This window comes from Sphaerisporangium album (assembly GCF_003323745.1).
Classification (GTDB): Bacteria; Actinomycetota; Actinomycetes; order Streptosporangiales; family Streptosporangiaceae; genus Sphaerisporangium; species Sphaerisporangium album.
In genome coordinates this window covers 121,583-145,307 of the sequence record NZ_QOIL01000011.1, presented here as the reverse complement: position 1 = coordinate 145,307, position 23,725 = coordinate 121,583, and the positions used below count along the sequence as shown (strand labels likewise).

15 protein-coding genes are annotated in these 23,725 nt (G+C 74.4%); 4 read left to right on the top strand and 11 right to left on the bottom strand.

The features are described 5' to 3' along the window. Nucleotides 1-59: 59 nt before the first annotated feature. Nucleotides 60-2,270, top strand: a complete 2,211-nt coding sequence (locus tag DQ384_RS20435; RefSeq protein WP_114030457.1) for a thiamine pyrophosphate-dependent enzyme — start codon at nt 60-62, stop codon at nt 2,268-2,270. Here DQ384_RS20435 and DQ384_RS41345 read toward each other — a convergent pair. From DQ384_RS41345 to DQ384_RS20415, 5 genes are read right to left on the bottom strand one after another with little or no spacing between them, the layout of a single operon-like run. Further along, nucleotides 2,259-2,414: a hypothetical protein gene (locus DQ384_RS41345; protein ID WP_181871308.1), complete on the bottom strand. Its 156-nt coding sequence runs from the start codon at nt 2,412-2,414 to the stop codon at nt 2,259-2,261. The genes DQ384_RS20435 and DQ384_RS41345 overlap by 12 nt on opposite strands. 50 nt (nt 2,415-2,464) lie before the next feature. Next, nucleotides 2,465-3,034 (bottom strand): TIGR03086 family metal-binding protein, encoded by a 570-nt coding sequence (locus DQ384_RS20430; RefSeq protein ID WP_114030456.1) that lies wholly within the window; start codon nt 3,032-3,034, stop codon nt 2,465-2,467. Between the two features lie 58 nt (nt 3,035-3,092). Then, entirely contained in the window at nt 3,093-4,238 is a 1,146-nt protein-coding gene (locus DQ384_RS20425; RefSeq protein WP_245966640.1) for a magnesium and cobalt transport protein CorA, read from the bottom strand. Nucleotides 4,239-4,296: 58 nt separating this feature from the next. Beyond that, nucleotides 4,297-4,809 carry a nuclear transport factor 2 family protein gene (locus tag DQ384_RS20420; RefSeq protein ID WP_114030455.1) on the bottom strand — a complete coding sequence of 171 codons (513 nt, stop codon included), beginning with the start codon at nt 4,807-4,809 and terminating at the stop codon, nt 4,297-4,299. Nucleotides 4,810-4,818: 9 nt separating this feature from the next. After that, entirely contained in the window at nt 4,819-5,829 is a 1,011-nt protein-coding gene (locus DQ384_RS20415) for an amidohydrolase family protein (RefSeq protein WP_114030454.1), read from the bottom strand. A 180-nt stretch (nt 5,830-6,009) separates the two neighbouring features. Here DQ384_RS20415 and DQ384_RS20410 point away from each other — a divergent pair, with 180 nt between their 5' ends. Continuing rightward, complete coding sequence (locus tag DQ384_RS20410; protein WP_114030587.1) at nt 6,010-6,675, top strand: M50 family metallopeptidase; 666 nt, start codon at nt 6,010-6,012, stop codon at nt 6,673-6,675. 79 nt (nt 6,676-6,754) lie between these two features. On the opposite strand, the gene DQ384_RS20405 is transcribed toward DQ384_RS20410, so the two are convergent. From DQ384_RS20405 to DQ384_RS20380, 6 genes are all read right to left on the bottom strand, one after another. Beyond that, nucleotides 6,755-9,187: a transglutaminase TgpA family protein gene (locus DQ384_RS20405; RefSeq protein WP_114030453.1), complete on the bottom strand. Its 2,433-nt coding sequence runs from the start codon at nt 9,185-9,187 to the stop codon at nt 6,755-6,757. Continuing rightward, on the bottom strand, nt 9,184-10,446 hold the full coding sequence (locus DQ384_RS20400) for a DUF58 domain-containing protein (RefSeq protein ID WP_181871307.1): 1,263 nt from the start codon (nt 10,444-10,446) through the stop codon (nt 9,184-9,186). Before DQ384_RS20400 ends, DQ384_RS20405 begins: the two co-directional genes overlap by 4 nt. Nucleotides 10,447-10,770: 324 nt before the next feature. Next, the gene (locus DQ384_RS20395; RefSeq protein WP_245966639.1) at nt 10,771-12,309 is read right to left on the bottom strand and encodes an AAA family ATPase; all 1,539 of its coding nucleotides are present in this window, start codon (nt 12,307-12,309) and stop codon (nt 10,771-10,773) included. A 16-nt stretch (nt 12,310-12,325) separates the two neighbouring features. After that, nucleotides 12,326-14,479, bottom strand: a complete 2,154-nt coding sequence (locus DQ384_RS20390) for a fibronectin type III domain-containing protein (RefSeq protein WP_114030451.1) — start codon at nt 14,477-14,479, stop codon at nt 12,326-12,328. A gap of 116 nt (nt 14,480-14,595) precedes the next feature. Next, complete coding sequence (locus tag DQ384_RS20385) at nt 14,596-18,963, bottom strand: AAA family ATPase (protein WP_114030450.1); 4,368 nt, start codon at nt 18,961-18,963, stop codon at nt 14,596-14,598. Nucleotides 18,964-19,037: 74 nt separating this feature from the next. After that, nucleotides 19,038-20,165, bottom strand: coding sequence for an exonuclease SbcCD subunit D (locus DQ384_RS20380; protein ID WP_114030449.1), 1,128 nt, complete (start codon nt 20,163-20,165; stop codon nt 19,038-19,040). Nucleotides 20,166-20,370: 205 nt separating this feature from the next. On the opposite strand from DQ384_RS20380, the gene DQ384_RS20375 reads away from it, so the two are divergent. Both DQ384_RS20375 and DQ384_RS20370 read left to right on the top strand, forming a co-directional pair. Further along, complete coding sequence (locus DQ384_RS20375; protein WP_245966638.1) at nt 20,371-21,861, top strand: alpha/beta hydrolase family protein; 1,491 nt, start codon at nt 20,371-20,373, stop codon at nt 21,859-21,861. A gap of 163 nt (nt 21,862-22,024) precedes the next feature. Continuing rightward, nucleotides 22,025-23,584, top strand: coding sequence for an LCP family protein (locus DQ384_RS20370; RefSeq protein ID WP_245966637.1), 1,560 nt, complete (start codon nt 22,025-22,027; stop codon nt 23,582-23,584). Nucleotides 23,585-23,725 lie beyond the last annotated feature (141 nt).

Here is a 23,725-nt window from a genome sequence, read left to right as displayed (position 1 = left end):
CCAGACGGTTCCGGCAAGCCCGGGGACGCCGCCTCGCCTGGGGCGACATAATCGGCCTTGTGGGCCGAGACGCAGTAGAGACGCACTTCACCGAGTCGGTCGCCGCGCTCTCCCCGGGTACGCGACGCGATCCCGCCCTGCCCATACGCCCGGGCACGACGCTGACGGGCGCGCGCTGCCGGGAGCTCTTCGAGATCCAGCTCGCCAGCCGGCTGCTCGACATCGCCGCCCGGTGGCTGCGCGAGCAGGGCGAGGGCTTCTACACGATCGGGTCGGCCGGCCACGAGGGCAACGCGGCGGTCGCCGCGGCCGTCCGCGCCACCGACCCGGCGCTGCTGCACTACCGGTCCGGGGCGTTCTACCTGGCGCGGTCCGCGCAGGCGGGGCGGCTCGCCGAGGAGGGCCTGCGCGACGTCCTGCTCGGCCTGTCCGCCGCGGCCGAGGAGCCGATCTCCGGAGGCCGCCACAAGGTGTTCGGCCACCCCGACCTCGCGGTCATCCCGCAGACCTCGACGATCGCCAGCCACCTGCCGAGGGCGGTGGGGGTGGCGTTCGCCATCGAGCGGGCGCGCAAGCTCGGCGTCTCCTCCGCCTGGCCGGCCGAGTCGATCGCGGTGTGCAGCTTCGGCGACGCCTCCGTCAACCACGCGAGCGCGCTCACCGGCTTCAACACCGCCGCCTACTGCGCCTACCAGGGCCTGCCGCTGCCCGTCCTGTTCGTCTGCGAGGACAACGGCATCGGCATCAGCGTCCGCACCCCGCCGGGGTGGGTCGAGGCGTCCGGCCACCCCCTGATCCCGAGGTTCCAGGCCGACGGCTGCGACCTGGCCGAGGCCTACGACGCCGCCGTCCAGGCCGCGGAGCACGTGCGCGCCCGCAGGTCTCCCGCCTTCCTGCACCTGCGGGTGGTCCGGCTGATGGGGCACGCGGGGTCGGACGTCGAGTCGGCCTACCGCGCGCCGCGCGAGATCGCCGAGTCCCTCGACCGCGACCCGCTGGTCGCCACGGCCAGGCTGCTGGTCGAGGCGGGGCTGACCGACCCCGACGAGCTGCTCGGGCGGTACGAGACGATCCGCGAGCACGTGCTGAAGCTCGCGCTCGAGTCCACCCGGCGGCCCCGGCTGCGCTCGGCCCGCGAGGTCATGGAGCCGCTGGCGCCCCGCCGCCCGGCCCTGGTCGCGGAGCGGGCCGCGCGGCGTCCGCGCGACCGCTCCGCACTGTTCGGCGGGACGCCGCCCGAGCAGGAGGGCCCGCTCACGCTCGCCCAGTCGATCAACCGCACGCTCACCGAGATCCTCGCCGCGCACCCGGAGGCCCTGCTGTTCGGGGAGGACGTCGCGCGCAAGGGCGGCGTGTACGGCGTCACGCGGGGGCTGCTGAAGAGGTTCGGCGCGGCCCGCGTCTTCGACACCCCGCTGGACGAGCAGGCGCTGCTCGGCCTCGCGCTCGGCGCGGGCGCCTCCGGCCTGCTGCCGATTCCGGAGATCCAGTACCTCGCCTATCTGCACAACGCCCTGGACCAGATCCGCGGCGAGGCCGCCTCGCTGCGGTTCTTCTCCAAAGGCGCCTACCGCAACCCGATGGTCGTGCGGGTGGCCGCGTACGCCTACCAAAAGGGGTTCGGCGGCCACTTCCACAACGACAACTCGGTGGCCGCGCTCCGCGACATCCCCGGGCTGGTCGTCGCCTCCCCCGCCCGGCCCGACGACGCCGCCGCGATGCTGCGCACCTGCGTGGCCGCCGCCAAGGCCGACGGCGAGGTGTGCGTGTTCCTGGAGCCGATCGCGCTCTACGGCACCCGCGACCTGATGGACGAGGGCGACGACGGCTGGCTCGCCCCGTACGTCCCGCCGCCGAGGTGGCCGGAGACGCACGTGCCGATCGGCCGGGCGCGCTCGTACGGCGACGGCCGCGACCTGACGATCGTGACGTTCGGCAACGGGCTGCGCATGAGCCTGCGGGCGGCGATCCGGCTGACCTCCGAGGGGTACGGCTGCCGTGTGCTGGACCTGCGGTGGCTGTCGCCCCTGCCGGTGGAGGACCTGATCCGTGCGGCCGATCTGACGGGCCGGGTGCTCGTCGCCGACGAGACCCGGGGCTCGGGAGGTGTGTCGGAGGGGGTGCTGGCGGCGCTCGCCGACAACGGGTTCGGCGGAAGGGCGGCCCGGGTGACCTCCCGGGACAGCTTCGTCCCGCTGGGCGACGCCGCCGCCCACGTGCTGCTGTCCGAGGCCGCCATCGAAGTGGCCGCCCGGAGGCTACTGGCCTGAGCGGGCCGAGCCCGAGCGGGTGACGAGGGTCAGGCGCACGCGACCGAACGCCCAGGTCCGTGACCGGTGGAAGCGCTCGTCCTTGAGCAGCGCCTGGCAGCGTTCGTCCTCGCGCCGGCGCCGTCCCGGCGAGGTGGAGATCACCCATATCTCCGGCGACGCCGCGACGGCCCTGTGCGGTTCCCGGTCCCGGGTCAGGGGTGGCGGCCGGTGAGGGCCAGGGTGCGGTCCTGCGGGCCCGCGTCGTCCGGCACGGGGACGGGCGGGGCGAACATGCCGCTCGCCGACAGCTCGTCCTTCATCGGTGCCAGGTAGTCGTAGACCTCGGCCATGAGCGCGGGGTCGATGCGGCTGTCCACGCCGAGGGCGCGGGCCAGGTCCCAGGCGTGGACGGCCAGGTCGCTGCTCATCTCCATGCAGTAGCGCCGGGCGCTCACCGTCCCGTAGGACAGGTGGACGTCGCGGTCCAGGGCGCCGGGCTCGGCGAAGGCCCGCTGCGCCTCGGCGCTCGCCTGCGTCCACCGGCCCACCGGGTCGTCGCCCAGCTGGTCGCCGTCGAAGCGGTCGCCGACCTCCTCGACGGTCCGCCCGGCGAGCAGCGGCGGCACCCACAGCTGCTCGGTCACCAGGTGGCCGACCAGGTCGCGGACGGTCCACCCCTCGCACGGCGTCGGAGCGTCCCACCGGTCTTCCCCGACCATCGCCACGCGCAGACCGAACTCGTCCATCGCGACGGCGTGCAGTTCCAGGACACGATCCTCCATATCGGCGGACCTACCCCGTTCGCCGCGGTTTACCGGGCTCTTCCGCGAAGTCGGCCGATCACAGCCAGTCCCGGCGTTTGAAGACCAGGTACAGCGTGACGCAGACGGCCGCCATGAGCGCGACGGCGAAGGGGTAGCCGAACCGCCAGTCCAGCTCGGGCATGTGCGTGAAGTTCATGCCGTAGATCGTGCCGACGAGCGTGGGGGCGAACAGGATGGCCGCCCAGGAGGAGATGCGCTTGACCTCCTCGCTCTGGGCGTAGCTCGCCTGCGTGACGTTGCGGATCTCCTCGTTCTGCGCCTGGCTGACCAGGGTGGAGTTGACGATCAGGATGTCCTGGAGCATCTGGCGGAAGTTGTCCACCCGCTCCACCACGGTGATCGCGTGGTCGGCCACGTCGCGCAGGTAGCGCTGGAGCTCGCCGTCCACGCCGTACTTGGACGAGCCGGCGATCAGGCCGTTGAGCATGTCGAGCAGCGGCCGGGTCGCCCGCTGGAACTCGATCACCTCGCGGGACAGCGCGTAGATGCGCCGCGGCGCGGCCGGGTCGCCGCCGAAGACCTGGACCTCGATCTCGTCGATGTCCTTCTGCAGGCCCGCCACCACCGGGGCGTACCCGTCGACCACCGCGTCCAGGATCGCGTACAGGACGGCCTGAGGGCCCTGGCGCAGCAGATCGGGGTCGGTCTCCATGCGGCGGCGGACCTTGCTCAGGTCGGGGGCCTCGCTGTGGCGGACGGTGAGCACGAAGTCGGGCCCGACGAAGACGTGCAGCTCGCCGAACTCGACCTTCTCCGGCGAGTCGAGGTACTGGGCCGCGCGCAGGACGAGGAACAGGGTGTCGCCGTACCGGTCGGCCTTCGGGCGCTGGTGGGCGACGATGGCGTCCTCGACGGCGAGCTCGTGCAGGTGGAACTCCTCGGCGACGTTGAGGATCTCGGCCTCCGCCGGGCGGTACAGGCCGATCCACGCCATGCTGCCTTCGTGGGAGCGCAGCGCGACCACGGCCTCGGCCAGCGAGGGCGGGGTGGCCACGCGCTGGCCGTTCACGTAGACCGCGTTGTCGATCACGCTCTGGTGTGAGGACGCCCCGCGCTCGCCCGAGCGGGGGTCCATCGAATGTTCCGGCGCCTGCTCGTGCTCGCCGCCCCGCGGCGGCACTCGCATGAGATCTCTCAGCCCGCGTACCCGACGCTCTGCCACGAAACCCTCCCCTCGGATGGTGGGGACGGGCGATCAAGCACTCCGCCCGTGTCAGACCTTAACCTGATATGGGCGAGGTACTCCGCAGGTACTCCTCCAACCGGCCCCGGGCATGGTCACGTACCCCGCGGCGCAGGGCCGGAGTCCAGCCGAGCACCACTCCCGCGGGCACGCCGAACGCCATCTTGCACCACCGGCGGAAGTCGAACACGTCGTGGTGGCGGACGATCAGCCCGTCCTCGAAGCGGAACTCCGCGTCCACCTCGTTCAGCACCCGGCGCCCGTTCTCCCGCAGGACGTAGGAGGCCGTCCAGTGGGCCGCCCCGGTGTGCTCGCCCGCCACGATGTCGCGGGCCGACACCTCGACGCCACGGGTGCGGACGATCATCAGCCGCCACATGCCGACGACGCGCTCGCGGCCTTCGAGCTCCGGGTAGAGCGGGTCGCCGAAGCTGATCTGCGGATGGTAGCACCTCCCCATGGCGTCGGAGTCGCCACGGGTGAAGGCGTCGAAGAAATCATGCAGCAGTCTCTGGTGCTCCCGGCCGAGTGAGGCCGACGTTCGGCGCATTCCCCCAGCTTAGACGGCATGTCCCAGCAGCTTGAGCCCATTGTCCCAGCAGACCGCGCGCAGCCAGTCCTCGCCGAGATCCAGCCGCGCGAGCGCGTGGAGCTGATGGGCGTAGGCGTAGGGGATCGCGGGAAAATCGGACCCGAGGACGGCCTTCCCGGCGAGCCCGAGGTCGCGCAGCGCCGGGCGCAGGCGCGCGGGGAACGGGCTGACGGCCTCGCAGAAGTCGGTGAACGCCATCGCCGTGTCGAGACGGGCGTTCGGGAAGCGCGCCGCGAGGTCCAGGAACTCCTCGTACTCGGGCATCCCCAGGTGCGCCACCACGACGGCCAGGGACGGGTGGGCCGCCAGGACCTCCGTGATCGGCCCCGGCCCGGTGTGCCGGCCGGGCACCGGCATCGAGGACGCGTGCACCACGACGGGGAGGCCCGCCTCGGCCAGTAGCCCCCACACCGGGACGAGCGCCGTCTCCCGCGGGTCGAACGCCCCCACCTGCAGGTGCGCCTTGAAGATCCGCGCCCCGGCGTCCAGCGCCTCGCGGACGTACGAAAGGACGCCGGGCTCGGGAAAGAAGGTCGCCGAGGGCACGCAGCCGGGCGTCGTCCGGGCGAACTCCAGCGTCCACGCGTTCAGGCTGCGGGCCATGTCCGGCTTGTGGGCGTAGGCGAGGGCGGTGAAGCGGCGCACGCCGAGGGCGTCCAGACGGGCGACGCGCTCCTCGCGGGTACCCCGGTAGCGGACCTCCCAGCCGTCCCCGACCAGCGGGCCGCCGTGCTCGAAGTGGTGCCAGACCCGCCGCTCCATGCGCTCGGGCAGGAAGTGGACGTGCACGTCCGCCAGCCCCGGCAGGCCGAGCCCCGCCCACCAGCCCGGGACCTCGGCGTCCTCCGCGGGCCCGGGGACGACCGGCCCGCCGCCGGGCCACGCCTCCCCGCTCACGCTCAGGCCGTCCTCCCCCGCCTCAGGGCCCTGCCGGGCGCCGCGCTCACCACGCCACCCGGGCGGATCATGCTCTAGCATCTCGGGAAGAGCCTAACCCCGCGACTTCCCGGCGATGCCCGGGGGATCGTGCGACGCCATGTCCGCGCGATTCCCGCCCGCGCCCCCGACACGACGGCATGGCACCGGAGGTGCACCCTGCAGACGCTCAGCGGACTCCTGGCCAAGCTGATCGACGTGCAACCGGGCCCGCCCTTCTGGATGACGGCCCTGGCCGCGCTCGTCGCCCTCGGCGTGGTGGTGTACCCGACCTCCTGGCACATCTCCCGGGGCCTGATCACCGTCGCGCACGAGGGCGGGCACGCGCTCGTGGCGCTGCTCACGCGGCGCAAGCTCCAGGGCATCCGCCTGCACTCCGACACCTCGGGCGTCACGCTCACCCGCGGACGCCCCACCGGGCCCGGCATGATCTTCACGGCCGCCGCCGGGTACGTCGCCCCCTCGCTGCTCGGGCTCGGCGCCGCCTGGCTGGCCGCCGCCGGATACATCACGCTCCTGCTGTGGACGGTCCTGCTGCTGCTCGCCTGCATGCTGCTGATGATCCGCAACCTGTTCGGCGTGGTCTCGCTGCTGACCATCGGCGGGGCGGTGTTCGCGCTGACCTGGCTGGCCAAGCCGGACATCCAGGCCATCGGCGCGCAGCTCGCCGCCTGGTTCCTCCTGTTCGGCGGCATCCGCCCGATCCTGGAGCTGCGGCGCAAGCGCCGCCAGGGCAGGGCGCCGGAGTCCGACGCCGACCAGCTCGCCCGGCTCACCCCCTTCCCCGGCGGCTTCTTCGTCTTCCTGTTCCTGCTGGTCTCGGCGGGCGCCCTCGTCGTCGGCGCGTACCTGCTGACCCCGTGGGACCTCCTCGGCCGCCTGAGCTGACCTCTCGATCGCCTCGTTGTCCCCGCGCCTCCCGGCGACCCGCACTAAGATCTCCGGCGACGGGGACATATGGGGAGATTCACGGTGCGACCACTCGACGAGGCTCCCGGCCACCTCTTCTCCTTTCGCGGCGGGGGTGACGCTCGCGGTGGTCGCGGTCGCGAGCCTGCGGCCCCGGCGGTTGTCGGTCGCGGCGGGCACGCGGCCGTGCCTGACGCAGGACCCGGGGGTGGAGGCGGCGGCCGAGCCGCCTGAGCGGCGGCGTGCCGCGCCGGACGAGCGCCCTCACCGCGTCCGCGTGACGCCACGATTCCTCGGGTGTGCCGGGGCCGACGTCCCGTCCGGCGAACTCGGCGCGGTTCACCAGCTCCACCAGCGCCCCGATATGAGGTGATATTTCAGGCCCCACCCGGGCCAGCCCGCGCGCCGCGACCTCGGACGCCGTCAGCGCCGCCTCCCCCGCCAGGCCCAGGTCCTCGCGCACCTGCCGCCAGGCGCCCCTCACCCGCTCCACCGGATCACCGCGACGGCGGCGGCGCCGTCGCAGCACCGGCACGACCACGACGGCGAGGCAGTAGAGCAGGACGGCGGCGACCGCCCCTGCCCCCGCCACCTGCCAGGACGCCCAGGACGGCCGGGCGTCCTCACGCGTGCGCGGCTTCGGCGATGGCGAGGGCGCGCTGGTCGGCGCGTTCGTGGGCGCGGACTGGAGCTGCTCGGCCAGGCGCTCGCGCTCCTTGACCTCCGTGCTGACCACGTCCTGCCCCGCCCGCGCGCCGCCGCGCTCGGGCGTCGGGTCGAACGCCGTCCACCCGAGGTCCCTGAACTCGATCTCCGGCCAGGCCAGCACGTCGCCCGAGGCCACGTGGTACGCGCCGTCGGAGCCCGGCGTCCCGGGACGAAAGCCCACCACGACACGGCTCGGCAGCCCGAGCGTGCGGGCGAGCAGGGCGAACGACGCGGCGAACTGCTCGGAGGTCCCCCGGTGCGTCGTGCGCAGGAAGTACTCCAGCACCGCCAGCGAATGACCGGGCGGCGAGGTCACGTCGTACTTCTGCCGGGTGCGCAGGTAGTGCTCCAGCAGCGACGCCTGCTGGTACGGCGAGCGCGCGTTGCGGGTCACCCGCTCGGCCAGCGACCGGAACACCCCGACCTTCGGCGGCAGCGCGGGCGGCGCCCCCGCGGGCGTGGCGTCCCTGCGGCGCTCGGCCGAGGGGACGGGAACGTACGAGGTGACCTGGTACGTCCTGCCCGGCGCGCCTCCCGGGGCGGACAGCAGCGTGCCCGACTCGTCCACGGCGACGCGGATGCCCGAGACCGAGACGGGACGGTCGGCCGCCGGGAGCCAGCCGCCGGGAAGCCCCTCCAGCGTGACCGCCTGCTCCACCGTCACGTACTCGCCGCGGTACGGCCCCGGCGGCACGGGCCCGCCGGTCATGCGGTACTGGGACGAGGACGTCCAGCGCACCCCGTCGTAGCGGTCCAGCACGGCCAGCCGCCAGTTCTCCGGGTGCGAGGCCCGCATGGTGAACATGGGCGTGGTCGGCACCTGCAGCCAGGCGGACACGCGATCCAGCGGGCTCACGCCGCCGAAGCGCGTCACCGGAGGCTCGTCGACCAGCGTCCGCGGGTCGTACACCTCCCGCGCGAGCGGCAGCGAGGGGGCCACCAGCACGCCCGCCAGGCCCAGCGCCGCCGCGACCGGAACCGCGGCCAGCGACCGCAGAAGGCCCCGCTCGCCGCGCACCACCGCCAGCGCCGCGACGAGGCCCAGCAGCACGCCCGCCACGGGCATGACCGAGCCCGGCCCGTTCACGCCCACCGCCACGGCGACGGCGAAGACCACGACGGCGGGCAGCGCGGGCAGGACGCGCGACCGCGTCCGCGAGCGCAGGGCCAGTTCGGCGCCCGCCGCCCCGGCCAGCCACACCAGCAGGTGCGCCACGACCAGCAGCGCGGGCTCGGCCGGCGCCGGGAGGATCGTCGTCAGCAGGGCACGCCAGGAGTTCAGCAGCGCCTCGGCGACGGCCGCGGCGGTCGCGGGGGACGGCAGGAACCCGGCCACGGCGGTGGTGTGGAACAGCGTCGCCGACACCGTCAGCACCCACACCACCAGCTGCGCCGCCAGGGCCGACCGCAGGGGGAGCCGCCTGGTGAGCGCGGCCAGCAGCACCGGCGCCACGGCGGCCACCCCGGCCACCGGAGCGAGCGCCCTCGGCTCGAACACCCGCAGAAACCCCATCCCGGCCACCGCGGCCATCGCCGCGACCACCACCAACGCCCCGACGACCTCCACCTCGAGCCCGCGCCCCGCCCCGCGCGGAGCAACGCCCGACGCGGACGTCTCCCCGCTGGTCCGGGGGTTGGACGCGGGCACGTCGCCACGCGTGCTGAAGGCCGGCACGGGCACCTCCCCGCCGAACCGGGATCCGGCCGGATCGCCGTCGGGGAGGGAGTCCGGACGGACGCGCGGGGCCGGCCCCTGCGGAAACGGGGAGGGCGAGGTGGTCACCGGGCGGCTCCCGTCCAGGCGGTGGCGAGCGTCTCCAGGTCCGGGACGTCCACGATCGTGACGCCGGGCACGGACACCGGGCCTCCGCGCGGGGCGACGCGCAGGCAGACGGTCCGCTCGTGGCGGCGGCGCGCGGCGGCGACCCCGGCGACGGCGGACGGGTCGCCGGTGACGACGACCAGCGAACCGCCGGGGCGCGCGAGCCGCACGGGGTCGGCGCCGGGATCGTCGCTGAGGCCGACCAGGGCGAGCCCGTCCAGCACCGCCTCGACGTCGCCCGCGCCGCCCCTCAGGTCGAGCAGCACCCGCTCGCCCGTGACCACCCGAACCGGGAACCCGGCTCTCGCGGCCCCCGCCGCCACGGACGCGGCGACGTCCACGGCCAGCTCGAACAACGCCCCGGCCGCGGACCCGGCCTCGGACCCGATTCCGGCACACGCCTCGGCGGAGGCCGCGCGGGTGTCCAGTGCGACCGTCGTGACGGGAAGGCTCGCGTCGACGAGCCTGCGGACCATGAGCGTGCCCGTGCGGGCGGTCGAACGCCAGTGGACGTGCCGCAGGTCGTCGCCGGGAACGTACTCGCGCAGGGTGTGGAACGTCGCGGTCCCGCTCGGCGCGCGGTCGCCGCTCGGGCCTTCCAGGTGCCGGGCCCGCCCGGACGGCAGCACGCCGAGCGGCACGACGCGCGGCCGTACCAGCAGGCGGGCATCCTCGCCGTACTCGGTCACGTTGCGCGTCAGGCCGAACGGGTCCTCCCGCACGACCGCCAGCGGCCCGACCTCGATCTCGCCGCGCGTGTCCGTGGGCAGGGGGTAGGAGACGACGCGGGCCCGGCCGCCGCGCAGGGTGGGCAGTTCGACGACGTGCTCGGCCGCGCCGATCCGGTCACGGGCGCGCAGGCCGATCAGCGCGAGCCGTCCCTGGTTGTGCACGCGGAGCACGGCGACGGCCGCCTCGCCGCGTGAGACCTTCAGCGGCGTCACCTCGCGGCCGACCTCCAGCTTGGCGCGGGGCAACGTCCACAGCAGGGCGACGATCAGGCCGATCACGCCTCCGGACGCCAGTACGACCGGCTCCGGGTAGCCCAGCGCGAACGCCGCCCCGTACAGCAGCACCGAACCGGCGAGAACACCCTTCCCCGCCCGGGTCAGCACCGCCCCTGTCGCCCGCTCCGCGACGTCGCCCCCGGCATCGCCGATCGGGGTGGCTACCCCGTCGCCGGTCGGGGAGGTCGCGACATGACCGGTCGGGGATCGCACGGGATCGGCAGAGGTCGCGACATCGGCAGACCCTCCCGGCGCGGGGCCGTCCCCCCGGCGACGACGACCCGCCATCACAGCCCCCCACCCCTCACGTCCGCCGACCGGCCAGACCGACCTCGCCGACCACGCCCCGCCGGACGACCCCAGCCCATTCGGCCCGCCATCGCGGCCCTGATCGCTCGTCGTCGCCACGGCGAGGTGCCTGCCCGCCGGCAGGGGACGACACGACGGCCCCGCGCGGCTTCGGTGACCCTGGAGACGGGGAGGCGGCCGGGCACGGCGAAGGTGTTCGGGCGGCCGGGCGGGGGTGTCGGCACGGGGTCAGACTCCGGCGAGTGCCTGGGGGCCGGGGGTCGTCGCGAGGGTGTCGGCGACGATCGCCATGGCGGTGCGACCGCGAAGCTCGGCCTCGGCGGTGAGCAGGAGCCTGTGGGCCAGGACGGGCACCGCCAGCGCCTTGACGTCCTCGGGAACGACATAGTGCCGCCCTGCCGCCGCCGCCCTGACCCTGCACGCGCGCAGCAGCGCGAGGCTGGCCCGGGGGCTCGCCCCCAGCCGGACCTCGGGCGAGCGCCGCGTGGCGCCCACCACCGCGACGACGTAGTCGTAGATGGAGTCGGCGACATGGATGCGCGCCGCGAAGTCGATCATGCCCGCGACGTCGGCGGCGCGCGCGATGAGCGGAAGGCGCTCCACCTGCGGGCCGGTGGGCATGCCCTTGAGCACCTCCACCTCGGACGCGTGGTCGGGATAGCCCACCGCGACGCGCATGAGGAAGCGGTCGAGCTGTGCCTCGGGCAGCGGGTAGGTGCCGTCCATGTCCACCGGGTTCTGGGTGGCCAGGACCATGAACGGGCGCGGCACCGGGTGGGACTCGGCGTCGACCGTGACGCGTCGTTCCTCCATGACCTCCAGCAGCGCGGCCTGCGTCTTGGGCGACGCGCGGTTGATCTCGTCGGCGAGGACGAGGTTGGCGAAGACGGGCCCCCGGTGGAACTCGAAGCTGTGGCTGGCCTGGTCGAAGATGGACACCCCGGTGATGTCGGACGGCAGCAGGTCGGGTGTGAACTGCACCCTGCGCAGCTCGGCCTGGATGCTCGCCGCGAGGCTGCGCGCCAGCGTGGTCTTGCCCGTTCCCGGCACGTCCTCGATGAGCACGTGGCCCTCGCAGAACAGGCAGATCAGCGCCAGCTCGACGGTCTCCCGCTTGCCCCGGATGACCTGCTCCATGTTGGCGGCGAGCGCCTGGAACCGCTGCTGGAACTGCAGCGCCAGCGCCGCCATGTCGTCCTGACCGCCCTGACCGGCCTGAGCGGCCTGGCCGATCGGATCGGAACCGGCCTGCCCGATCTGACTGGTGTGCGCGCCCTGATCGGTCTGCATGCCCTGACCGATCGGGCTGAACTGCCCGCCCTGCGCACCCCCCGGAGCGCCGTAGCGGGAGCCCATGTCCTCCTGGCCCACCCGATAGGGCGTCGCCGCAGCATGATCGGCGACGGCCGTCCGTCCCTGATTGGGGATGGTCATGCCGGGATCGGCCTGGACGGGTGCGCCGTAGGGCAGGGCGGGGCCGACGTGCTCGGGAAGGTAGGGCCGGCCCGAGTACCCCGTGCTCGCGTGGTCCGCGCCTCCGTACGGCGCGGCGGGCGGCTCGGCGCCGTACGCGGCGCCGGTGTACGGCCGGTCGTCGGTGCGGCCACCGCCGGTCATGTACGGCCGCTCGTCGACCTGACCGCCGGCGGCCGGCGTGGCTCCGCCCGGGGGCAGGGCGCCATAAGGCTGGTCCGCGGGGACGCGCGGGTCGGCGGGTGGCCGGGGGTCGGCGCGCCCCTGGTCGCTGTGCCGCGGTGTGTGGGTCACGACGTCGTCCCCCTGATCAGTCGTCGCATTGGAACAACGGCGCGGCGGGGAATCCGCCGCGTGGTGTCTTCATCAGCGTGTCGCTCAGGTACGCGACACCGCCGTTCCATTCGATGCGGTCCCAGACGTCGCTGGTCTCCCCCGAATCCGCCTCCGTGACCGAGTCGCCCTTGAGCTGGCAGATCACGGTGATGGACCTGTACTGGCCCCGCGGGATCCGCCCGACCTCGCCCGTCTTGCCGGTGCCGGGGCGGATGATCGTGTCGGTCTGGTCGTTGTACGCGTTCTCGTACGCCCGGCGCGGGTAGGCGAGGTCGGCCGTGGCGGAGGCCGTGGCCTGTCCTTCCCCGGCCGCGTTCTTCGCCTTCAGCACGAAGTCGTACCTCTGCGCGTTCTTCAGGCCGTCGACACCGAAGGAGGTGGCGGTGATGCCGTCCTTGGCGGCGGCGCCGGACAGGGAGTAGGTGGTGTCCGACCCGCGCGCGTTCCCGGGCGCGTCCCACGACAGGTCGGCGCCGTGGTTCTTCGGCGTGGCCCGGAAGTTCGCGGGGGCGGCGGGCGCGACGCACGGTTTGGCGGCGCCGCTCGGCTCCGAGGACACCTCACCGCCCTTCCAGTGGGCGACCACGACGAAGGTGTACTCCTTGGCGCAGTCGCCGCCGGTCACCTGGAACCGGAACGGGCCCTTACCGCCCACCCGCGCGGGCGTCACGTCCCCGCCCGGGGCGGAGGCGGTCAGCGTGTAGTGGTCGACCCGGCCTCCCGCCGACGGGGAGAACGTCACGTCGATCCTGCCGGGGCCGGACTGCACGCTCACCGACCCGGGCGCGCCGGGCGCCGAGGGCGTCGGGCTCGCGGTGGGCGACGGCCCGCGCGTGCGGGTGCGCTCGGGCGTCGGGGTGGCCTCGGGAGGCACGGCGTCACGCGACCTGGTGGGAGTCGGATCCCGGCCGGTCGGGTCGGAGACCGGCGGATCGGACGGCGGCGGGCTGCCGTCGTCGGTGGGCGGCGCGCTCGGCGTCGGCTCGGGCCTCGGGGTGCGCGTCGGGCCGGGAACGTCCGGATCGTCCTTCTGGACGCGCTGCTCGCGCCCCTCGGGGTCGACCACGACGGCGCCGTCGCCCTCGTTGGCCCACAGCAGCCCGTCTCGCACGAAGACCTCGAAATCGCCCTTGTGCTTCGTGACCTGGATGGGCGTGACGAATCCCTTCGCCGCCGCGTCCCAGACGATCAGCCGTCCGCTGCCGGTGTCCGGGATGTACGCGCGGCTTCCGAGCACCTGCGGCACCCCCAGCGCCGAGGGGTCGTCGACGACCTGCGCCAGCTTCGTCTGCGCGATCTGCCCGGACGCGGAGTCGAGCAGGAGCAGCAGACCATCCGGGCCGGGGACCAGGAGCGGCACGGTCGAGCCCTCGGTCATCGCCGGCGACAGCACGCCGCCGTGCCCGGCCGAGGTGACCGCCTCGGGCAGAGTGAAGCGCGAGCGCGTGCCGTCCGCGCCGATCGTGACCGCGTTCGCGGCCCGGGTGTTCACGACGACGGGCAGGCCACCGGCGACGGTGAGCGACAGCGGGTCACCGGCGTCACCGGCCGGGACCTCCCGGCCCTTGACGCCGCCGTGGATCGGCACGACCTGGCCGCGCGCGGGCACCGGAACCCACAGCGTGCCGCCCCCGTCGAAGGCGGCGCGGCCGAGCGGGCGGGGCAGGGTGACGGGCGCGCCGACGGCGTTGAGGGTGGCCGGGTCGATGCGCTGGACGGTGCCCTCCGGGTCGACGGCGTACGCGGCGTCCCCGGCCACGACGACCTGGAGGCGGGCGGCCTTGAAGTCGCGGGTCTGGACGATGGTGAGCCTGCTCGGCTCGATGCGGCTGACCGCCCCGGTCGCGCGGTCGACGAGCAGCACCGTCGTGCCGTCCTGGACGATGTCGAGGTCGCGGCCGGCCCCGGCGACCTTGTCGATGCGCCCGTCCACCTTGCCGGACAGGCCGTTGGCGTGGACCACCGAGCCCGTGTGCGAGCTCCACAGCCACGCGCCGATGTCGGCGAGCCTGGGACTGGCGCTGGACACGCCCACCCCGACCAGGGCCGCCGTGACCCCGAGCGCACCGACCACGACCGCCGCGATCACCCCGGTGAGCCGGTCACCACGCGGCTTTGGGACGTCCATCCCCGTGCTCTCCCCCAACTGATCGAATTTGTCCCGCCGTACGCCATCCCAGGGGTGTCGTCGATCCCACAGGCACCAACCATCACAGGCATGACAACGTTCCCATACGTGGCGGTCTATCCGGGAACGGCCAGGGAAAGACGGGAGCCGAAGCGGTTCTTGACGACCCGCAACTGCGCCGGGACGCGCGCGCGCAGCTCCCCGACATGGCTCACGATGCCGACGGCCCTGCCGCCGTCCCGCAACTCGTCCAGGATGTCGAGGACGCCGTCGAGGGTGTCCTCGTCGAGACTGCCGAACCCCTCGTCGATGAACAGCGTGCCCAGCTCGACGCCGCCCGCCTCGGCGGTCACGACGTCGGCGAGGGCCAGCGCCAGCGCCAGGGAGGTCATGAAGGCCTCGCCGCCGGACAAGGTGGCCGGATCGCGATCGACGCCCGTCCACCCGTCCAGGACCCGCAGGCCGAGACCGCCCCCCGCCCGCTTGCGGTCGCCCGCCGCCTTGCGCGGGTCGTACAGCAGGACGTAACGGCCGCCCGACATGTGGTCGAGGCGGGTGTTGGCCGCCGCCACGACCTGCCGCAGCCGCTCCCCCAGCACGTAGGACGACAGGCGCATGTGCGGGACGTTGTCGGACGACGTGCCGACGGCCAGCTCGGCGAGCCCCTTGGCGAGCTTGTGGCGGTCCTCGGCGGGACGCCAGCGCGCCATCGTGTCCTCCAGGTCCCCGGCCAGCGCGGCGAGCCGGTCGCGGCGGGCGGCGGCCTGGTCGCAGGCCGAGACGCGCTCGCCGTGCTCGCGCTCGGCGCGCTCGAACGCCTCGGTGAGCGCGGGCAGGTCGGGAGCGGGCCGCGCGGCGGCCTCGGCCAGCTGCGGGTCGGCCAGCAGCTTGGCCACGGCGGTGTGCTCGGCGTCCAGCGCGCGCAGCCGCTCGGCCATGCCCTGGCGCGCCGCCGGCGTGCGCGTCGCCGCGCGGGCGTCCTCGACCCCCGCGAAGCCGGCCTCCGCCGCCGCGCTCTCGGCCCTGGCGACGGCGGCCTCCCGTTCTGCCGCGGCCGAACGGGCGTGGCGTCCTACCTCGGCGGCGTCCCGGAGCAGCTCGGCCTCGTCGGCGAGCCGGTCCAGGCGCGCGGCCAGCGTGGCGTCCTCGCCCCGCGCGGCGCCGAGCCGTTCGGCCAGCCGTTCGGACTCGGCCGTGAGCCCTCCCTGCTTGACCCGCTCGGCGGCGAGCTCCACGCCCGTGCGGGCGAGCCGCTCGTTCAGCTCGGCGAGCTCGGCGTCGATACGCGCCGCCGCCTCGGCGAGCTCGGTCTCCGCGTCACCGGCCTCCCGCAGCCGCCCCAGCGCCTCCTCGGCGCGCACGGCGATCCGCCCGGCCCCTTCCAACGTCGCCCCGTCGGCTTCGCGCCCGCCGTCGCGCTCCCCATCATCCGGACCATCGACCCCCGACCCGCGCGGCCCCAGGTCCGGCGTGACGTCCGGCGCGGCCGTGACATGCTCGCGCGACCCCGGCTCCGGCGCCGGCGTGACGCCTGGCGGGGCCGTGGCCTCGCGCGCGGCCGTCTCGGCGGCGTCGAGGAGCCGGAGGACCTCGGGGACGTCGCGGCGCACGGCGGCTCCGGCCTCCTCGTGGACGGTCGCGGCCTCGCCGAGGCTCGCGGCGGCCTCGATGGCGAGGCCGAGCAGCCGTGCCTCCTCGCCGACGCGGTCACGCCGGGCGGCCACGGACGCGTCGGCTCCCCGGGCCGTGTCGAGGACGGCCGTGAGCCGGTCGAGCTCTGCCTGGAGCGCGGCGCGGTGGGTGCGCTGCTCGGCCGCAAGCAGGTCGAGGTCACGCACCTTGGCCTGAGCGTCGCCGAGCGCCTCACGGACGCCCTGGGCCCGCTCGGCGAGCTCGTCGGCCTCCTCCGCCGCCACGGCGAGCGCGGCCAGCTCGCCCTCGGCCTCCTCGCGAGCGGCGAGGGCCTCGCCCACCGAGTACCCCTCGGCGCGGGCCTCGGCCTCGTCGAGCTGGGACGACAGCACCGCGACCCGGCCCTCGGCGGCCTGGCGGGCGTCCTGCGCGGCGTCGGCCCGCGCCTCGGCCTCCAGCTCGTCGTCGACCGTGGGCATGGACTCGGCGGCGAGGGCGGGCTCGGGGTGGTCGGTCGACCCGCAGACCACGCACGGCTCGCCCGGGACCAGCCCGTGCGCGAGCTCGGCCGCCATGCCCTCGATGCGGGCCTGCCGGATGGACTGGAGGCGGTCGCGCAGCTCCTGGGCCTCGTCGGTGGCCGCGCGCCGCTCGGCCTCGGCGGCCTCCAGCTCGGCCACCAGCGCGTCACGGCGCTCGGCGTGCTCCAGCAGGGCGCAGGCGGCGTTGAACGCGTTCTCGGCGGCGGGGATCAGCGCGGCCCGCCGGCGTACGGCGGCCAGGCGCTCGTCCATCCGCGCGAGGGTCGCGGGGAGCTCCGCCTGGGCGCCGGCGAGGGCGGCCTCCCGCTCGGCCAGCCCGGCCAGCCGCTCGTCCGCGTCCGCCAGCTCGGCGCGCACGTCCGCGAAGCGGGCCTCCTCGGCGCGGCGGTGCTCTAGCCCCGCCAGCTCGTCCCGGTGGTCCCGTTCCCACTCGGCGAGCCGCTCGCGGACCGCGCGCGCGACCTCCCTCATGTCGACGGCCAGGCCGCCGGCCACCGCGGCGGGCAGACCGATGCCCCCGTCGTCCGGCGGGGAGGCGCCGAGCGGGCCGGCGACCGTCCCACGATCGTCCGGCGCGGGGGCGGCGACGGGCAGGCCTCCGGTCAGGGCGGCCGGCAACCGGGAGAGGGCGGTGACGAACCGGTCGTGGGCGGTGGCGACCTCGGCGGCCAGCTCTTCCCGGCGGCGGACCGCGTCGAGGTGGCGGGCGGTGGCCGAGACGGCGGCGCGCGCCGTCGGAAGGCCGGAGGTCGCGAGGCGTGCCAGCGCCAGACGCTCGCCCGTGTCCCTGCGGAGCTCCGGGAGGACGGCCAGCCGCCGGTCGGTCTCGGCCTCCTCGCGCGCCAGGCCCTCCAGGCGACGGCCCGCCCCGGCCAGCTCGTCGTACAACCGGGCCAGCCGCGACTCCTCGGGCACGAGCTGTTCCAGCCGGGCGACCTCGTCCCTGCGCACGCGCTCCAGCTCGGACAACCGCTCCGGATCCGGCCACGCGGACAGCCTCCCGGACAGCCCCTCGGGATCGGCCCCCGTGGAGTCCCCCTCCCACGGCTCCCCGGAATCGGGCCACTGCGGCGGCACACCGGAACGGGACCACGCGGAGTCCCCTTCGATCGGCCCGTCGGCGCCTGACCGCGCGGACGGCCGCTCGCTCTCGGGGAGCAGCGGCAACGCGCGGGCCGTGGCGTCGGCGGCGAGGCGGCGGGCCTTGGCCGCGGCCTCGGCCCGTTGTTCGGCCTGCTGAAGCAAGGGCGCCACCCGGTCGGCGCGGGCGGCCTCGGCGAGGATCGTCTCCAGGTCGGAGCGCTCCTCGGCCGCGCGGTCCAGTTCGTCGCGCCTGGCCTGGGCGTCGGCGTGGGCGCGGCGGCGCCGGGCCAGCTCGCGGCCGGCCTCCAGCTCGGCCCTCGCCGACTTCAGGACGTGCTCGCCGGCCGCGCGCTCGCCCGCGTACGCGGCCCACACCCGCTCGGCCGCCGCGAGCAGATCGCGGGCCCACTCCAGCGGCTTGTCCTGCGGGTCGTGATCGGCGCGAACGTCCGGGCCGCCGGCCTCGCGGCCGCCGCGCGCGCCGAGAGCGGAACGCTCGCCGAGCTCGCCCTGCCCGGACCGCGCGTCGTCACCGGACGGCGCCGCCAGCAGCGCGGGACCGGCCGCGCCGCGCATCTGGTCGAGGACGGAGTCGACGCGCGCGCGGAGCTCCTGGCGCTCCTGCCAGGCGGCGGTGCGGTGGTCGGCGAGCCAGTGCTCGACCTCGCTGTAGATCTTGACGGAGAACAGCTTCTCCAGGAGCTTGCGCCGCTCGTCGCCGTCGGCGCGAAGGAAGCGGGCGAAGTCGCCCTGGGGCAGCATCGCGACCTGGCAGAACTGGTCGGCGTTCATGCCGAGCAGCCCGCCGATGAACTCCCCGGCCTCGTCCGCGCGGTTGGTGTGGAACACCGGCTCGCCCGAGGGCGGCAGTTCCCACACGCGGACCTTGGCCTTCTCTTCGATGACCCCCTCGCCCCGCAGCTTGGGCCGATCCCAGACGGGGGAACGCGTGACCCGAAGGCGGCGGCCGCGCAGGGTGACCTCGAGCGTGACCTCCGGCCCGCGGTCGGCGGGCGCGTGGTCGCAGCGCAGGCGCCGGGCGTTGTTGCGCAGGCCGGGCACCTGGCCGTAGAGCGCGTAGCAGACGGCGTCGAGCACGGTGGTCTTGCCCGCGCCCGTGGGGCCGTGCACGAGGAACAGGCCCGCTTCCCCGAGCGCGTCGAAGTCGACCTCTTCGCTGCCGGGGAAGGACCCGAAGGCGGTGAGCCGGAGCCGGTGCAGCCTCATCTCAGGAAGCCTCCCGGCGCGGGGGTGATCGAGGGCATGACGAGGTCACGCGCTCCAGCCTGGCACGAACGCATTCAGACCAGAGCCTCTTTCAGCCGACAGGCCTCGACCGCCGCCTGGAGGAGCCGTTTCTCGTCGGCGTCGGCGGGCTCGCCGCGCACGGCGCGCACGAAGTCGAGGGCGACGTCGATCTCGGGACGGCCCTCGAAGCGGGGCGCCTCGGGGACGGCCTCGGCGCCGCCCTCCGGCTCGAAGGCGAGGCCCAGCGTGTGGGGGAAGCGCTGCCGGAGCCGCTCCATGGCGGCCTTGGGGCGCTGCGGGTCGGTGAGCGTGACATGCAGCCAGTGGTCCTCGTACCGGGCCCACGCCTCCGAGGTCAGCAGACCGTCCAGACGGCCGGCGATCTTGGCGATCGGGCGCGGCACGGGCGCGGGGACGAACTCGGCCGAGGCGAAGCCCTTCGGGCCGATGTCGACCAGCCAGGACCCCTTGTGCTGTCTTTCCTCCGAGAAGGAGTAGGCGATCGGCGAGCCGGAGTAGCGGACGGACTCGCTCATGCGCTGCCTGCCGTGCAGGTGGCCGAGCGCGACGTAATCGACGCCGTCGAAGGCGGAGACCGGCACGTGCGAGACGCCGCCCACGCTGATGTCGCGCTCGCTGTCGCTGCTCTCGCCGCCGGTGACGAAGGCGTGGGCCAGCACGACCGCGCGCGTGCCGCGACCGGCGAGGTCGGCGCGGATCAGGCCCATGGCGTGCTGGAGAGCGGCCGTGTGGCTGCGCTCGGCGAGCTCCCACGGCGCGCGCACGACCTCGGGCTCCAGGTAGGGGATGCCGTAGAAGGCGACGTCGCCGACCACGACCGGCTCGCCCACGCGGGCCGGGTCGGTGCGCAGGTGCACGCCCGCGGCGTCGATCAGGTCGGCGCCGAAGCCGAGCCTGCGCGCGGAGTCGTGGTTGCCGCTGATCAGGATGGTGCGCACGCCCTCGGCCGTGAGCCTGCGCAGGGCGTCGTTGCACAGCGCGACCGCGTCCACGGAGGGCAGCGCCCTGTCGTAGACGTCACCGGCCACGGCCACGACGTCGACGCGTTCGGAGCGGACCGTCTCGACCAGGTGGTCGACGAAGGCCGCCTGGGCACCGATGAGGCTTTCGCGGTGGAATGCCCGCCCGAGGTGCCAGTCGGAGGTGTGCAGCACACGCATGTCGCAGGAAGCTAACAGGTCCCACCGACAAATGCGGTACCGGCCGCACCATCGTTCGTGCCCCGTGACTTAACCTGATGATCTGAGGTCGTGTGTGGGGATGTAATCGTGTTGTGCGTAGTGAACGTTCGATCCGGGTCCCGTCGGGTGGGCGGAACACCTGGGGACGGGGTTCCGCGGGGAGGTCGCAGAAGTAGGAGGTGGCGTGACCGACCGTAGCCGGTTGAGCGTCGCGACGGCGGTGGTGCTCGCGATGCTCGGGTCAGTGGGCTATCTGCTGTCCCCGCCCGCGTTCGACCCGCCCCGGCTGTCCGAGAGCCTTCAGTCCCTCCCGGCCCAGCCCGCGGCGGAGTACCGCCCTGTCGCGCACAACGGCGCCATCACCAGCCAGGACGTCTCGGTCCCCGTCGAGGGCACCGCGCTCACCGCGACGATCCGCGCGCCGCGCACACCGGGCCGGCACCCCGCGATGGTGTTCGTGCAGGGCTCGGGCTCCGGGGCCCGCGGCGACTTCACCACGCAGTCCACGTGGCTGGCCAAGGCCGGGGTGGTGACGCTCACCTACGACAAGCGCAGCATCGGGTACGACTTCCGCCACCGCGACTTCGGCCTCCTCGCCGACGACGCCCTGCGCATGATCCGGGTGCTGCGCCAGCGCGCCGACGTCGACCCCCTCCGCACGGGTCTGTGGGGTGTCAGCGAGGGAAGCTGGGTGGTCCCCATCGCCGCCGCCTCCAGCGACGACGTCGGCTTCAGCGTCCTGGTGTCCTCCCCCAACGTGTCCCCCGTGCGCCAGGTGGCCTGGGCGCTCAACGAGCAGTTGGAGCGGTTGCACGCGCCGCTCGGCGTCCGCGAGCTGCTGACCAAGGCGATGGGCGGGGTCGGGTTCGACTTCCTGCGCTACGACGGCGTCCCCGACCTGCGGCGCATGCACCAGCCGGTCCTCGCCCTGTACGGCACGATGGACCCCTCCATCCCGTTCGTCGAGAGCATGCACACGCTCACCTCGGCACTGGACGCGGGGAACAACCCCGACTACACGATCCGCTTTCTCGGCGGCGCCGACCACGCGATGCGCGTCAACGGCGGCGCGTACACGCGGGGTTACCTGGAGACGCTGGCGAACTGGGTTCTCGGGCTGCCCGCCACGGCCCACCCGCGGCCCGGCACGCAGATCGCGGGGGCGACGCCCGTGCAGCGCTACGAGGCCAGCGACATCCCCCAGGCGCCGTGGTACGCGCACAGCGCCATCCTGGGGCTCGCGCTGACGCTCACGGCGGTCGGCTACGTCGCGGCCCCGGTCACCGAGATGGTGGTGCGGCTGCGCGGCCGGGGGCCCCTGTCCTCCGCCGGGTCGGAGATGTGGCCGGTCATCCGCCGCCGCCTGCGCCGCATCGCCTGGACGGGCGTGGCCCTGCTGGCCTCCGTACTGGCCTTCATCACGCTGATCGTGCTGTTCTCGGTGAACCAGGCGGGGGCGTGGCCGGCGGTCCTGTCCGGGTGGCTCATCGTCCGGGTGCTGGCCCTGCTCATGCTGGTGCAGGAGGTCGCCGCCGTGGCGGCGGTCGTGGCGGCGTACCGCGAGGGGTGGCAGCCGGGGCGCTGGCAGCGGTACACGATGGCGGCGGTGCTGGGCGGCAACGCGTTGCTGCTGGTGACGGCGGCGTACTACGGGCTGTTCGGCATCCCCTGGTAGCGGTTCGTCCCTGGTAGTGCCTCGCGGGCGGCCGGCGGGGGTTCATGGTGGCCGCCTGACCAGCGTTGTCCGGATATATCGTGATTTGTTCGCGGCGTGTTCACGTTCCGGACGGGTGATCTAGATACTGTGCCCCCCTGACTCTTAGGGGGAGCGGGGATCATTGCCTGGCACGAGCAAGCGGCCCAGAACGGCCGAGGTGATCGCCTGGACGGCCCTGTCGGCTCTGCTGCCCGGCTCGGCGCACCTGCGCGCCGGGCGCCACCGCACCGGCATGATCCTGCTCGGCGCGTACGTCCTGGTGGTGGTGGCCCTCGGCGTGACGATCCTGACGGTGGGGGCCGACCTCGCCGGGCTCCTGGTCGACCCGGCCTGGCTGCGCGGCGTCATCGCGGTCGCCGCTCTCGCCGCGCTCGGGTGGTTCGCCCTCCTCGTCCGCTCGTACGTCGTTCTGCGGCCGTCCCTGCTGTCCCAGACGGGCCAGGTCGTCTCCGGTGTCCTCGCGGGGACGCTGGCCGTCGCGGTGTCCCTGCCGTTCTTCGCGGTCGCCCAGTACGCCCTGGTTTCAGAGGACACGCTCAACAGCGTCTTCGACGCCCCCATGCCCGTGGCGGCGGCCCCGAGCAAGGGCGCCCCCGCGCCGGCCGAGGCCGACCCCTGGGAGGGGAGGACGCGGGTCAACGTCCTGCTCATCGGGGGCGACTGGCAGCCGGACCGCGTAGGCGTGCGCACCGACAGCATCAACCTGGCCAGCGTGGACGTGCGCACCGGCGCCACCGTGCTGTTCAGCCTGCCCCGCAACCTGGAGAACGTGCGCTTCCCCCCGGACAGCCCGATGCACCGCCGGTTCCCCACCGGCTTCCGCCTCCCCGCCCACCCAGACGGCTCGCGCGAGGACCTGCTCTTCTCCGTCTGGGAGTACGCCGAGACCCACCCCGAGGTGTTCGGGGGACGCACCGGCATGGGCCCCGAGACGCTGAAGGAGACCATCGGCCACACTCTCGGCCTGAAGGTCGACTGGTACGCGATGGTGAACATGTGGGGGCTCGCCAGGATCATCGACGCCCTCGGCGGGCTCAAGCTCACCGTCCCCACCGACGTGGTGTTCGGCAAGTACAACGAGGGCCTGATCAAGGCGGGCACCCGGCGGCTGCGCGGCGCGGACGCGATGTGGTTCGCCCGCTCGCGCACCTACAGCGACGACTACACCCGCATGGGACGCCAGCGCTGCGTGCTCGACGCGCTGCTGCACCAGGCCGACCCGGCGACGGTGCTGCTGCGCTTCAACCAGCTCGCCCGGGCGACCAAGGGCATGTTCCGCACCGACATCCCACGGCCGATGCTCTCGCACCTCGTGCCGCTGGCCCTCAAGGTCAGGGACGCCCGCGTCGCGGGGGTGCAGTTCGTCCCCCCGCTGATCCACACCGGTGACCCGGACTGGACGCTGATCCGCAAGCTGGCCGCCAAGGCCGTGCGGGACTCGGCGCGGCGCTCCGCGCCGACCGACTCTCCCGCGCCTCAGGCCGCGGCCACCCCCGGGATCACGGGCACGGCGACCCCGGGCATCACGGGCACGTCCACCCCCTCGCCGACGCCGCAGACCACGGACTCGGAGACGGGCAGGGAGACGGGCACGGACCCGACGGCGTCGGCTTCGCCGGAGCGCGGGACACCCGGACCGTCCGCCACACCGAACCGGGACGAGGGCATCTGCGCCGCCTGAGCCGCCCTCCCGCGGTTGTCACGGTTCCGTAACGGTGCCTTCGTCGTCACTTTCCGTGGTGGACCGGCTACGGTAAGCCTTTCTTGTGTGTCCGCCCCCCGCGACGCGGTCGTCCTGAGAGCGGCCCCCGCCCATGCCCCT

Excerpts from the sequence above, each read along its gene's own strand:
- DQ384_RS20430 (WP_114030456.1), bottom strand. The coding sequence starts at position 3,034 with ATGGAGGATCGTGTCCTGGAACTGCACGCCGTCGCGATGGACGAGTTC.
- DQ384_RS20420 (WP_114030455.1), bottom strand. The coding sequence starts at position 4,809 with ATGCGCCGAACGTCGGCCTCACTCGGCCGGGAGCACCAGAGACTGCTG.
- DQ384_RS20415 (WP_114030454.1), bottom strand. The coding sequence starts at position 5,829 with ATGCTAGAGCATGATCCGCCCGGGTGGCGTGGTGAGCGCGGCGCCCGG.
- DQ384_RS20410 (WP_114030587.1), top strand. The coding sequence starts at position 6,010 with ATGACGGCCCTGGCCGCGCTCGTCGCCCTCGGCGTGGTGGTGTACCCG.
- DQ384_RS20390 (WP_114030451.1), bottom strand. The coding sequence starts at position 14,479 with ATGGACGTCCCAAAGCCGCGTGGTGACCGGCTCACCGGGGTGATCGCG.
- DQ384_RS20385 (WP_114030450.1), bottom strand. The coding sequence starts at position 18,963 with ATGAGGCTGCACCGGCTCCGGCTCACCGCCTTCGGGTCCTTCCCCGGC.
- DQ384_RS20380 (WP_114030449.1), bottom strand. The coding sequence starts at position 20,165 with ATGCGTGTGCTGCACACCTCCGACTGGCACCTCGGGCGGGCATTCCAC.